General features: G+C 55.9%; 7 protein-coding genes. 5 read left to right on the top strand and 2 right to left on the bottom strand.

Annotation, left to right across the window (positions count from 1 at the left end; all coding sequences use genetic code 11):
• Window positions 1–353: 353 nt before the first annotated feature.
• Both HALKA_RS0114590 and HALKA_RS0114595 read right to left on the bottom strand, forming a co-directional pair.
• Window positions 354–3,233, bottom strand: a complete 2,880-nt coding sequence (locus HALKA_RS0114590; protein ID WP_018258692.1) for a UvrD-helicase domain-containing protein — start codon at window positions 3,231–3,233, stop codon at window positions 354–356.
• Entirely contained in the window at window positions 3,230–5,815 is a 2,586-nt protein-coding gene (locus HALKA_RS0114595) for a PD-(D/E)XK nuclease family protein (RefSeq protein ID WP_018258693.1), read from the bottom strand. The genes HALKA_RS0114590 and HALKA_RS0114595 overlap by 4 nt, the downstream gene beginning before the upstream one ends.
• 269 nt (window positions 5,816–6,084) lie before the next feature.
• Here HALKA_RS0114595 and HALKA_RS0114600 point away from each other — a divergent pair, with 269 nt between their 5' ends.
• The 5 genes from HALKA_RS0114600 to HALKA_RS0114620 all read left to right on the top strand — a co-directional run bounded on the left by HALKA_RS0114600 (window position 6,085) and on the right by HALKA_RS0114620 (window position 12,842).
• A complete protein-coding gene (locus HALKA_RS0114600; protein ID WP_018256768.1) occupies window positions 6,085–6,285 on the top strand; it encodes a ribbon-helix-helix domain-containing protein in 201 nt (66 codons plus the stop codon).
• 193 nt (window positions 6,286–6,478) lie between these two features.
• Window positions 6,479–7,312: a hypothetical protein gene (locus tag HALKA_RS0114605; RefSeq protein ID WP_018258694.1), complete on the top strand. Its 834-nt coding sequence runs from the start codon at window positions 6,479–6,481 to the stop codon at window positions 7,310–7,312.
• Between the two features lie 476 nt (window positions 7,313–7,788).
• A complete protein-coding gene (locus tag HALKA_RS21075) occupies window positions 7,789–10,584 on the top strand; it encodes a PD-(D/E)XK nuclease family protein (protein WP_020493631.1) in 2,796 nt (931 codons plus the stop codon).
• Window positions 10,577–12,154, top strand: a complete 1,578-nt coding sequence (locus tag HALKA_RS0114615) for a DEAD/DEAH box helicase (RefSeq protein WP_020493632.1) — start codon at window positions 10,577–10,579, stop codon at window positions 12,152–12,154. The genes HALKA_RS21075 and HALKA_RS0114615 overlap by 8 nt, the downstream gene beginning before the upstream one ends.
• 4 nt (window positions 12,155–12,158) lie before the next feature.
• A complete protein-coding gene (locus tag HALKA_RS0114620) occupies window positions 12,159–12,842 on the top strand; it encodes a DNA modification methylase (protein WP_018258695.1) in 684 nt (227 codons plus the stop codon).
• Window positions 12,843–13,002: the final 160 nt, after the last annotated feature.

The following is a 13,002-nucleotide window of genomic DNA, read 5'->3' on the forward strand; positions in this document are numbered from 1 at the left end:
AGGCTGGACGATTTTCAGCTGGTCTATAGCAGAAATCGCCCGCTTCATCCGTGATAGCGACTGCTTCGAGTTAGAATTTATGGAGTGAGAGGCAGAGGTGTTCGAACAAACCTATCGGACGGTCTTCGAAACGGAGCCAGCGGGCGAGTTCCCCGGCCCACTCCGGCCCAAGGGACAGTGACTAATTATGAACGTCAATCAGTGCGGGTCCTAATCCCGGAAACAGCCCCAAGCACCTCGATAGCGGTGTCTTCAGCAAGATCAGATGGAAGGAGATTTCGGCCGATATGATGAGACCTTCGCCTTTTGATCTTAACTACTGCCTTCTACCAGATTCGACTTTTGATAGCCCGTTACCGGTCTGCATTCTGTTTGGTCGTTTGTGTTGGCGTCTCAGCTTCTGTAACGAGACGCTGTATTTCATCAATAGAGAGTTGCTCGACATCTTGACGAACCCCGGATTCCGTGTAGAAGATGCTGGCTGTAATCTTGTGATCGGGATAGACCTCGCGAGCAACGTGGTAGTAGACGCTTAACTGCTTTCGATACTCACCTTCGCCGTGGCGACCACGGTCGGTCTTGTAGTCAATAATTTCCACGTGGTCAGACGTCACGTGCACGAGATCGACGATTCCCGAAATCGTAACACGTTCGCTGTCGACCGTGAGCGGCAGATATGCGTCTTCCTCAACTAGCAACTCTCCGTCAAGATCGTCGATGAACTGCATAACATTCTCTTCGTCGTCATTCCGTGGCTCCACGTTCTCACCAAGCGCATACGCCTCGGCGAAGTCGTGCACCTGAGTCCCGAACTCAGTCCCACGACCGCCCTCAACGTCTTCGAAGACATCGTCGCGCATGAGCGTGTGCGGTGTGTGTCCTTTCGGGCCCTCTTGGACGGGCATTTCGACCTGTAGTGTGGTCTGCTCAGTTTCTTCTCGATCTATCTCGGCCAATTCGGACGTGACCGACTCGACGTCGACTGGGAGTTCCTCAATGAAGGTGTTCGGGTCCTCGCCAGCAGTGAAGACGACGTGACTCTCGGCTCGTGTGATGGCGACGTAGAGGAGGCGCCGCTCCTCGTCGTAATTATGGGGGAGACACTTCCCAAGGACGTCAGCCTGCCAGTTGTCGTAGATATGGGGTAGCCCGTGTGCTTCCTCAGAATATACTTTCCGCTGCCGTAGGCCAACAGGGTCGTCGTAGGTGATCACGCCACCGCCACCACCACCAGGCGGGAACCGACCACTGTTCATGTTCGCGAGGATAACGATGGGGTACTCGAGGCCCTTTGTGGCGTGAATCGTCTGGACCGTCACCGAGTTTGTCCCAGCACTGGCGTGGACCTCGTGGGTACTCCCCGATTCAATAGCCCGTTCGATGAACCGGATGAGGTCGCCGCGCGTCTGCGTCGTGGCGTTGTGAACTGACTGGAGCGTGTGCAGGACGACGTCAGCGGTTGGGCCGTCGTAGCCGTAGCGAGCGAACACTCGCTGTGCGACGCCGCCGAGCGTCTCCAGCTCGCGAAGCTCCTCGCGGAACGCCACCATGTTCTCGGGATACACCCTACGCTCGAGGATGGCGTCCACCTCGTCAAGCGTGTAGCCCGCTCGCTCGAGGACGACCGCCCAGCCCCGGTCGATGTCGTCTTCGAGAATGCGTAGCCAGGCGAGCAGGAGCTTCGCTTGGTCAGTCCGGAAGAGCTCGATCCCGCCCTCGTATGCCATCGGGAGGCCGTACTCTTCGGCGGTCCCGAGCAACTCACGGCCGAAATCACGAGTCCGCGTCATCACCGCGATGTCGCCGTACTTCGGCGGCCGCGGGTTGCCGTCCTCGTCTTCAACGCGGTAGTCATCGTTCCCGACAATCTCCTGGATTTTTGCCAGTACGGCTTCCTGCTCCTCGTCGCTCTGGATGGCCTCGATGGTGGTGTTCTCGTGGTCAGCGTTCGACTCGAGTGAGACAATGCGGTCGTCCACCGCAGCGATGTCGACGTCGTCGCGGTTCGCCGCCGGAACCCGCAGGCCGTGCTCTGAGAAGCCGAGTATCTCTTGGGTGGAGCGGTAGTTCTCGACAAGTTCGATGGTGGTGACTGGCGTAGTCGGGAACGAGACTCGCTCGTGATCGGTGTTCAGTTGTCCGACGAACCGGTCCAGCCGATCCTCGAACTCGACGATGTTGTCGACGTCGGCGTACTGGAAGCTGTAGATGCTCTGCTTCCAGTCGCCGACGACGCAGATGTTGTTCGTGCCCGCGAGCAGGAGTGCGAGTTTGAACTGAATTTCGCTGGAGTCCTGGAACTCGTCGATCATCACATACTCGAAGGCAACCTCGTCGCGCAACTCGTGGTTCTCACAGAGGAGGACATACGCGAACAGCTGGAGCATCCCGAAGTTCAGGTAGTTCCGCCGGAGCGCGAACTCGAGATACTCGTGATAGACGTCGTGAACGAACTGCTTCAGCTCCTCACGATCCTCCTCGAAGACACGCCGTGCGAGCTCGTCTGGGACTTGCTTGCCGCTACCCCTGATGTCCGACTTCTCTGGTGCGTCCGGAAGGTAGCACTTGCTCCGGCCGTAGCGACCGAGTTTCGACCGCAGAACTGACTGCTTACTCCCGCCGTTGCGCGGTTCGTTCAGCTCGTCGAACTGCCGTTTGAACGCCGCGAAATCCCCGTCGAGATGTCGCTCGCCGTCACGGTACCACCCCTCAGCGTCCGGGAATACGCCTTTGGCCGCCAGCTGGTTGACGAGGTCGAGTAACCCGGTCGGCTCGGAGAGTGCACGGAAGAAATCGTCGTATTCGGGATGATCATCGCTGAACCGATCGATGAATTCGCCGAACAGTGCCTCCTCAACGAGTTCGTCTTCGATGATACGCGTCGAGCCTGTGATGCGATCGTCGATGCCGAGGTGCGTTGGCGCAGCGTGGCCGTGCTCTTCGAGGACATCGTGGCACAGCGAGTGGAACGTCTGAATTGGGGCATCAGCCAGCTCGCGCATCCCGTAGTGGCAGTTCCCGACGATACGTTCCTTCATCTCGGCTGCCGCGTTGTTCGTGAACGTCACCAGTAGGACGTCGTCCGGTTCGACGTCGGGTTGGGAGACGATGTTTGCGTGGCGGCGTGTCACGGTGAACGTCTTCCCCGTCCCGGCGCCGGCGTCGACGAGGTGGAGGCCGTCGGTGCTGTCAATGAGTTCCTGCTGCTGGTCGTTCGGTTCGAGGTCAGTCATTGGTCCTCCTCTAGGAGCAGATCACGGTTGTCCACGTAGCGGTAGTTCGGTTCGCCGCCGGGTCCCTCAATCGGGAAGCGTTCCTCGCCGGCGCGCCGGCGGTTCAGTTCGTCCAGGCGGTCATCGACAAACGCCTCGAACGCGTCGAGATCGTCCTCGAAGAAGATCTGCCCCCGAACGCGTGTCAGTTGCCGCATCGCTTGCTTACAGCCCTGCTCGACGTATTTGTAGTCGCCTACGCACTCTTTCATCCGCGCAGTCAATGCCCGCCCGAATTCCGAGTCGATGAGTTCGTCGCTGTCGGTCGTGTCCGGCAGGTCAGTTTCGGCGAACACGTTGGCATAGTCCTCGTACTCGACCTGGGAGAGCGTCTTCTGGCACTTGTTCGAGCCATCCGCGACCAGTTCGTCGAAGAACGCCTCAGAACGAGCGTACTCCTCGAACGTGACTGGATAGTACGAGACAGTCGTCAGCGTGTCGTCGAGGTCAGCCTCGCCGGCGACGACGTCATCGAGCGTCTCCAAGAAGTGGAAGAACGTGAACTCGAGTTCCTGGTCGGGGTACTGGGAGCGCCAGTGTGTGAGGTACAGCAGCGCCTGGAAGTTCGGTGAATCGCTGGGCGGGTCGAGCGCCGAGTTCTCGACGATCTGGGACGCGCTCTTTCGACTCCCGCTCTTGTGGTCGACAAGTCGCGACGGCGAGTGAACCAAGTCGATCTTGCCCTTGAGACCGAGGTCGTTGTTCTCGAACCACCGTTCGGTGAGTGGCGAGTCGGCAGGTCGGTCGAAGAGTTCAGCGAAGACGTTGGTGCGCCAGTCGCTCGTGGCGGTGAGGAACTCGCCGTCGACCGGCCTGTTTTCCTCGAAGAACGCAACGATGGTCTCCAGGCCTGCGCGATACTTCGTGCGACGCGTTGCCTCGTCGACCGACCGGACGAACGGCCGCGTCTCGTCGAGAACGTACTCGACAATATCGTCGAGGACGTCCTCATCAACGAAGTCAGGATGGTTGACGTAGAACTCGGCGAAGTCATGGAAGAGGTTCCCCTCCCGGAAGTAGTCCTTGTCCGGGCTGTCGACGAGTCGGCCGAAGAAATGGTCGCGCGGCGAGTTGACGTAGGTACCCAGGCTGGACTGGCTGATCGTCGAGACCTCGGTGGTGGTGGCATCGACAGATACCTTCTCGAAACCCTCGCCGGTTCGGTCGAACTGTCGGGTATGGGTCTGCGAGGTGAGGTCGCTGAAGCGCTCGAACTCCTCGTCGAGCAGTTCCTCGAAGTAGAGACACGGTGTCACCGGCGACCCGCCTTTCGCGTCCTGGACGAGGTAGTATTGGGTGGCCCCACTCTGGAGGAGGAGCTGGAACTGCTGGATATTGCGGGTGTACTGGGCGTCACGGTCGACCCACGGCCGTCGCGGGGCTGAATGAGTCCAGTCCTCATCCAGGCCCAGGTAGAAGACGACCGAACGGTCGACGTAGGCAGCTGACTTCGCATCAGCCAATAGCACGCCCTCGTTCTCGCGATCGACAGGGACCTCGTAGCTCTGGAGATAGAACGCGAGCTGATCGACAGCAGATTCGGTCGCGAGCGTGTCAGCGATGCCGAGCGTCTCGAGCTCGTCACGGAACGCATCGAGCTGGCAGCTGGTGCGGTCCTCGAACCGGCTGAGCGCCTCGCTGAACGTACGGCTCGAAATGCGCTCGCAGAAATCGACGACCCAGTCGAGTTCGGGTTCGTCGAGTTCGTAGAGGCGCTTCTCGTCGTGTTCGACGTCGATCGAGATGTCTAGGCGTGCGAGGAGCGGCCGTATCTCGCCGACGCGAGTGTTGGTGCCCCCGTGTGCAGCTCGAAGCAGCTGGACGAACGTCCGGTGGTCTGGATCGTCGATGAATCCGGGACCACCGTAGAACGGGATGTCGGCCGCTTCTAGTGCCGACTCGATGAGCGCCGAAAACTCGCTTCCCTGGTCGAGTACCATGGCGACGTCGTCGGCGTTCTCCTGTGTGACGGCATCGACGACGGTGTCGACAATGGCTGTCGAAGAGTCAAAAATATGGAACGGCGGCCGGTCGAACTCCTGGTCGTCGAACGTGTCGTACGTATCGTACTCGTCGGGGAGGATCGAGCGTTCCAGTTGAGTCAACTGGTCGTAGCCGACGACCGCGACGTCCTGGTCGTCGTCGATGCGATACTCGGTGAGTTGACTCGACGTCGTATCGAGGTCGGCGATGTACTCGACCGCCTGACGCGTGGCGTCGTCCACGTAGGCGTCGTAGTCGAGAATTGCGTCGAGGTGTCCGTGGTGTTCCCAGCACTGGAGGATGTTCCCGATAGCATAGACGCCACGCTTCCAGTTGAGGTCGGTCTCCTCGACGAGTTTGAGAAAGGCGATTCGATCCTCGGCTTCTTCTCGCCGTCCTGCTGCGAGACGGCGGGGAGTTATCGCGAACGAACCGAGATGTGGCCGGTCGAGGCGACGGTTCAACGCGCTGGCCAGCGGCGCGTCTGGGACGACAACGAGGTCGTACCCGGCAACTTCCTCGTAGAGGTCGTCAATCGGCTTGGCCCGAGGAAATGACACGACAAAAAGAACCGGCTGTCAACTAATAAAGGTTCATAGAGGAACGAAGTCGTACTCAGTTCTCAGGTTTCTTCGGCAGACTCGTCGATTTCGTTCAATCATCGTTGTCGGCCGGAAACTATCCGACTCGGAACTCCTCTGAATACTACCATTCATCAGGTCTTACACTAACAGTAACTAGAGGGTGTCATAGAACGGTTCTCATGGTTTCGTTGACTTCCTCAAAACGCTGTACACTTGGTGCACGCCATTTTTAGTGGGTTATAGATATGGGCAAAGAGAAATTCGGCGTTGCTGTTGACGAAGAGATCGTACAAGAAGTGGACGAATTAGTTGCTGAGTGTGACGATCTCGGAGCCAGCCGCTCCGAGATCGTCGAGGCCATCCTCACAGCGTTCGTTCAATCCGAGTCAAATCACGCTGAACGAGTGAGAGAAATCATAATTCGGAAACGAAAAGGGATACTCTAAACATTTCAACGCACCGTGCACTAAGTGCACGGCTTTCTAAGCTAGTAACGCTCTATAATAATCACAATCTCGACCATAGTGTGTGAAGACTTCTATGACACCCTCGTAACTACGGAATTGTTGTACAGTACGCCAACTCGAAAGACCATAGAAAAATAGCACTTTTGTTGTGCGGTTTTCTACATATGCGGATATGGCATCGGATGACTACACGGCTGACGATGACTACACGGCTGACGACATCAAGCAGTACATGCGCAACCGACTTGCAAGCACAGGTGCAGAAGACTCACTCTTTGAGTTTACGTTCCAACAGAACTGCCGAGATGCTCTGGCCGATGAGGAGATTGACCCAGCATCTGGTCGTGGCCTACTATTGACCTTTACTGCTATCGCCGGTGGATGGCAGGTCTCTGCTGGCCGACAGCTTGTTGGGAGCAGCCTGGATTCACTAAATCTACCAGACGACTTTGACCGCATCACTGCAGCTGATCTTGACCCCGTTCAGGTCGAGGGATATGGCGGACACTCCCACCGTCACGCCAACGGAGCCCACCCGGAATACGCATTGAACTCCTTGTCAGAACTCACGGTAGCAGGGGAATCGGTTGGATCAATGCGTGAGATCTTTGAGCGATTGGAAGCCACACCTGATCCGTTCGACCGAGCAATGTCAACATTTACTAATGTCAAGACGTTCGGTGGTCTCTCAGCGTTCGACTTTCTTGATGTTGCGGTCCGGGTCAACAATCGAACCACGATTACTCCGGATGAACTCCACGTAGCACACGTTGATCGAAATGGTCCCCAAGCGACGTTGGAACGGACGCTGGCAAACGAGGTTAGTGATGAGGCTTCGGTCCAATCTGGAGCTGGACAGTCACTCCTCGACGAGTTTGTTAACTTTGCCGAGGACGAACTTGGACTGTCACACACAGATGCGATATTTGATGTTGAAAGCTGTCTGTGTACCTACCACGGAGAACTTGAGGACAAGGGGCCGGACTGGCGGGGCAATTGTACCTAAGTTAGTTGTAGCTAGACGACAGATTCTAAATCGGGATTCTCAACGTTTGCTGGGTTTGAAACGAGACTACACCCAACAAGACGCCTTAACGCCCGCAAGTCTTACTGACCTGCTCTGGCTCAATCACATTTACTGTTCTTGGGCCGTGTTTAGACGCTCCTCAACCGGCGAGTCACGGGCCGTTGCGGTTGATCTAAAACCTGTCCTGAGTGCCTCATCGTGTCGATCTGTTCGCGGAGCATACGCCGCAAGAGCCGATTTGTACTGCGTCTAAACAAGGCCCTGTTCTTGCCAAGATAGAGTGGCGAATAGAACGGAACATCTGTACTGAATGTAACCTCGAAGTCTTGCCCGAGTCATTACCAGTTGGTAGATATATCACGATCGCCTGCCCTAAGTCGTTCACCTCTAGTCGTCTATTATTATGTTCGGTTCGTAACGAGGTTTTAAGTTACAATCGTCTGAAACAACTCCCTATGGCTGAACGAGAGCCGATTAACGCTTCTAATATTGGTCTCTGGGTGGGGTTCGAGGAATGCCCGCGCTACCTCAAGCAATCGATGGGTCCAGACGACGGTGCAGAGGAGGAATTAGGCGTGTTCCTCTCAGAGGCCGGGAATCAATTCGAGGAAGACGTTCTTGATGGCTTACGAGAAGAAGCTGCAGCGTTCATCAATGCAGAAGACCGAGAGGAGTGGAATCTCCCAAACGAGTTTTCGGACGTTCTTCCAGTAGTACAGCAGAATATCGCCGATATAGCAGAGAATGCGATGGGCAGAGAGGGCCCGACGCTGGTCTATCAACCATCTCTCTGGGGCCGTATCGATGCGTGGCCAATCAAGGGCCAAGCCGACCTCATCGCATTCTGGCCTGAGGACGGCCAGCTCAACACATACATCCTGGAGATTAAGTCCTCAACCGAGGACCAGCCGTATCATCAGATCCAGGCAGCCATTTACAGCCTCTTGCTTCGGCGACACCTCCAAGTCAGTGGATTCAACCCGAATATCGATGCTGGAATCGTCCACCGCGAGTCCGATGAGTTCCATGGAGACGACCCTGAATCGTTCCCCGCTGTCCCCGACCTCAGTGTCGTTGAAGGGGACGTTCGTCGGATGCTCCGAGAGGACGGTAAAGCGGACCAAATTGCTAGTGAGGACTCCGTTAACTACCGCCTGAGCGGCAAATGCAACTATTGCCTCTATAGCGAGAACTGCTTCAGCCACGCTATCGAATCCCGGAACCTTGCTCTACTTGGACTCACCGAAGGTGAGCAACGGGTGCTCAACAACCACGACATTGAGAACATCACGCAACTTGCTCGTCTTAAAGAGGTGCCTGACAGCCCTCAGCCCGACAACTACCGGGAGCTGACGTCACGGGACGAGGAGAAGGTCCAAGACTTGTTGGACGAACCAGTGATTGGGGACAGTCTTGACGAGATCGTGCAGCGGGCACAGGCCGTCCTCGGCGGTATTATCGACGACAGCCGGGAAGACAAACACCCAGAAGCCGCTACGCAGCCCTGGATACGGCCATTACAGGGGTCAGGAAAAGGAACTCTCCCGGAGGACGACCCTACACCCGGCCAGCAACAATATATGAACTATCAAGGCGAGGAGCTGATTCGCTGCTATATCTATGTCCGTGAGGACTACATGCGCGACAATATCGCCATGCTTGCGGGGCGAGTCGCACGCACGAACTCACCCATCAACTCACTATCATTTTCAGCGGTCACTGACAGCCTCCCAGACGACACTGAAGAACAAATACAGGTGGAGGGAGAGTTGTTGGCTGATTTCTTCGAGCAACTGTTCCAGGCAGTCGACGCCATATCAAGCGGGGATCAGGAGGCTACAATTCATTTGTATTTCTTCTCTCGGATGGAGCGAGATGCATTAGTAGATGGTGTGAAACGACACATTGGGGAGTGGGATGCCGAGAGTTTCGGTGCGATCCGCGACCTACTCGGTCTACGTCAGGCTATCGACCAGCCAATGGTTTCGATCCTGCAGGACGAACTCCAAGACCGCTTCTCCCTGCAGTACACGTCCACCGGCTTGCTCCCAATTTTGGACCAAGCATATAACGATGACTGTCGCTGTGGGTGCGGCGACGAAATCCCGTACTTCGAGACGGACCAGTGGACCGTCGAGCGCGAGGACAACACCGAGGTCAACCTGTGGAGTGTCTTCAACAGGAATTTCTTCAACTACCGCGTAACGTACCGGCGGGACGAAGACGGGGAGATGGTGATCGACCCGCATGTTGACGACGAGGACGGCTGGTATCCGGCTCGCGCCCGTTTCGACGACCAACTGCCCTTAGAGTACATCTGGGCCGCGCTCGGAAAACTCGACACTAATTGGGCGAACTCGGACCGACAGGAGTGGGAAATTCACGCTTATAAATGGCATGATGCCCAAGAACGTGAGACTCGTATCACACCAGAGGATATCGGTCTATTAGGCGAGAAGGTCTGCCAAGCGCTCGAACATCTTGAGCACAGTCTCTCATACTACCACAACCCGTTCATGGGGAAGTCACCGATTTCACTCCCCGATATTCCGAACTTCGATTTGGGACAGTCGACTCTCCAGCAAGCATCCCAGGACTACGTCGACCTTGAACACTTCTCAGACCGTCAGGACTCCCTTCGGCACTACGCAAAATCACCCCGTGAGCGTGTTAGGACTGGGAAGTCAGCGATTGTGAAGGTTGAGCGGACTGAAACGCGGGGTGACGATCAAATCGTACACGGGAGTCTGGTCTACGACGGTCGAGAATTTGCTAATGAAAACCGTGTTGCGAACTCGTGCCGACTGAAAGGATCTGAGGGAACTACATCTGGGTCTCGTCGGGTGGCAAACGCTGTCGAATGGGATTACGATGACGGCATCCACCGGAATGAACTTGAGAGTCCGCGCCAGATAGAGCGCGGAGTCCCGGTTGAAGTAGCTGACATTAACATCCCCGACAGGGAGATAGAACTCCATCTAAGCGATTTCCACAACGGCTTCTTTGTTGGGAACAATCCCGACGCTGACTTTGACTACATCCGGAACCACCGCACATGGACCTCGGACCCAGCTGAAGCCCGTGACAGCAACTACGATGTCTACTTCGGGGTGGGAGATAAGTTCATTCTCGACCCTCAGACAGATGACTGGACGGCCGAACACGGCACCTCTGTTTTCGACCACTTGGAGGACAATCCAGGACCATTCTATCAGACTGTGGCCGGACTTCTGGAGGGCGAATATGAGTAGTCTCAATCTCTTCCCGCGAGAAACTGCTGAGGAGTTCCTCGCCTGGCTCGAAGAGAGTGAATTGTACACGCCGAACGACGAGCAGAAACAGTTCATTCGGCGGTATAAGGACCGCATTGCGGTATTACAGGGACCGCCCGGAACTGGAAAGACAATGACATTATCGTACGCGTTGCTTGCCCGAGCGTACGCGCTCCTTGAGTCGCAAAACCGGATGCGTGGGATGCTCGTTGCACCCTCGAACAGGGCGGTAAATGCTGCACTGCAAGAAGTCGACGAAAGCCTCCATTACTGGAATCAGCATGCCGACGACACAGATATGTCGAGTTCACTCGACAATCTGCGCCTCATCCGCGCACTCGGGCGGGATATTGACGTTGACGAAGATCTCTACCGCGAAACGGACTTCGTTAACTACCATACGGACGATCTCAACCAAATACGGCAAGATCTGACGACCCAGACTAGCCTCGGCGCATTCACCGGTGCTGCGAACGGTGTGTTAGTCTTCGCAACTACCTCTGGCGGATACAAATTCGTCGACGAAGTGTGGGACAGCGGCACTGAGAGTTGTTTCGACCTCTTGGCAATCGACGAGGCGTCGATGGTTCCGACCCCGGACATGCTCATCCCAGGGGCGTCGACTGAACCAAACGCACAAGTGTTGATATCTGGGGACCAACGCCAGATGCCACCTGTTCAAACCCACGACTGGGACCGTGAAGACCGCCGTATCGTTGAGGAAGTTGCACCTCATCTGAGTTCAATGGACTTCTTCCGCCTGTTCAGCTATCAGGACGGGTTTGGAATGGATGAATCGCCCGAAGAGGTCAAGGTTCCATCATTCCAGGACATCCCTATCGACAAGCTCGCAGTAACGTATCGATGCCATCGTGTTGTCGCTGAATTCCTCCGGCGCTTGATTTATGTCCAGGATCGCATAGATTACCGTTCGGGCCGAGAGTACACCCTGAACGTACGCTCGGCAGAACGGGGTGGCGTCAGGCGAGTGATGAACCCGAAGTACCCGCTCGTCCTCATCGTCCACGATGAGCGCGACTCCCAGCAAAGCAATCCGTACGAAGTTGGGATAGTAGACTCACTCGTTCAAACGGTTGACCCGGATGAAGACGTAGGGGTAGTGACTCCGCACAACGCGCAGCGTGGCCGTCTGCGCGGAGCCCTCCGAAACTACGATAACGCGGACGTAGACACCGTTGAACGGTTCCAAGGTGGAGAGCGCGATATGATTGTGGTGTCTGGCACGGTTTCGGACCCTGACTATGTGCGTCGTGAGGCGGATTTCATTCTGAGCCCGAATCGCCTGAACGTAGCGATGAGCCGTATGCGGAAGAAACTCGTATTGGTCGTTCCTCGTTCTCTCATCGATTTCGTGCCTTCTGATTCCGATCAGTATGAGGCGGCTCGGGTTTGGAAACGGATGTACAGTATTGCACAAGAGGAGGCCGACCAGGCTCCGTGGACGGGGACTATTAGCGAGTTCGCCGGTGAAGTGCCACAGATGGCGCCCGATAAAAAGTTAAAAGTATTCACCGTGAGCGACATCTAAATAGATGACGAACGGCGAAGTGGATGACGAGCTAACCCTATCTGCCTATAGAGCCGATAGTAGCGAGCTCTTCCCTCGTATTCTCGATTTACACGTTGAGGACGGCGCACGCATTGCGGATGTTACACACGGTACTGGCGTCTTCTGGCAGGATATCGATCTCGAAGAAAGGGATATGAGGCTTGTTACGTCCGATATCACGGCGAAGACGGACGATCTCTCTATGGTTGCCGATTGTCGTGCGCTTCCACTGCAGGGTAATAGTCTGGACTGTATGATTCTCGATCCACCGTACGCTGAAGGCTTCTACCGCCGCAACAAGGACCACATGGCGGGACACGGCTCACACAAGTCATTCAGGGATACCTATAGCGGTGCGAGAGAATACGAAGGTGCAGGAACGTATCACAGCGCTGTCTTGCACACCTACTTTGAGGGGGGAAAGGAAGCAAAGCGGGTGCTGCGTGACGATGGCGTGCTAATTATCAAGATAATGGACGAGGTGAGTTCTAACACGCAGGAACTCGCGCACATCCAGGTTACAAACTACTACGAACGGGAATTGGACTTCTACACTCGTGATTTGTTTATTCAGGTCAGAAAAGAACGGCCGACTGTTGTCGGGATGAAGAACCAGATTCATGCTCGTAAAAACCATTCCTATTTCTTAGTCTACGACATGCCCTGAGCCGGTAACAGGTGGGGCTTGTAACACTCGGCATTCACCGAGATAGAGTTGAATGAGCTGGCCCGTAATTTCATGTTGATTCTCGGGTTTCGTTCAGTTGAGCCCCAGACAGAGGCGAGGCCCATACGCAGTCCGCATATTTCCTACGGATTCGAGGCTG

Origin of the sequence: Halomicrobium katesii DSM 19301 (assembly GCF_000379085.1) — an archaeon.
GTDB classification, from domain to species: Archaea; Halobacteriota; Halobacteria; order Halobacteriales; family Haloarculaceae; genus Halomicrobium; species Halomicrobium katesii.

What these genes read in the sequence shown, in the direction of transcription:
- HALKA_RS0114615 (WP_020493632.1), top strand. Translation starts at nt 10,577, where the DNA reads ATGAGTAGTCTCAATCTCTTCCCGCGAGAAACTGCTGAGGAGTTCCTC.
- HALKA_RS0114605 (WP_018258694.1), top strand. Translation starts at nt 6,479, where the DNA reads ATGGCATCGGATGACTACACGGCTGACGATGACTACACGGCTGACGAC.
- HALKA_RS21075 (WP_020493631.1), top strand. Translation starts at nt 7,789, where the DNA reads ATGGCTGAACGAGAGCCGATTAACGCTTCTAATATTGGTCTCTGGGTG.
- HALKA_RS0114620 (WP_018258695.1), top strand. Translation starts at nt 12,159, where the DNA reads ATGACGAACGGCGAAGTGGATGACGAGCTAACCCTATCTGCCTATAGA.
- HALKA_RS0114590 (WP_018258692.1), bottom strand. Translation starts at nt 3,233, where the DNA reads ATGACTGACCTCGAACCGAACGACCAGCAGCAGGAACTCATTGACAGC.
- HALKA_RS0114600 (WP_018256768.1), top strand. Translation starts at nt 6,085, where the DNA reads ATGGGCAAAGAGAAATTCGGCGTTGCTGTTGACGAAGAGATCGTACAA.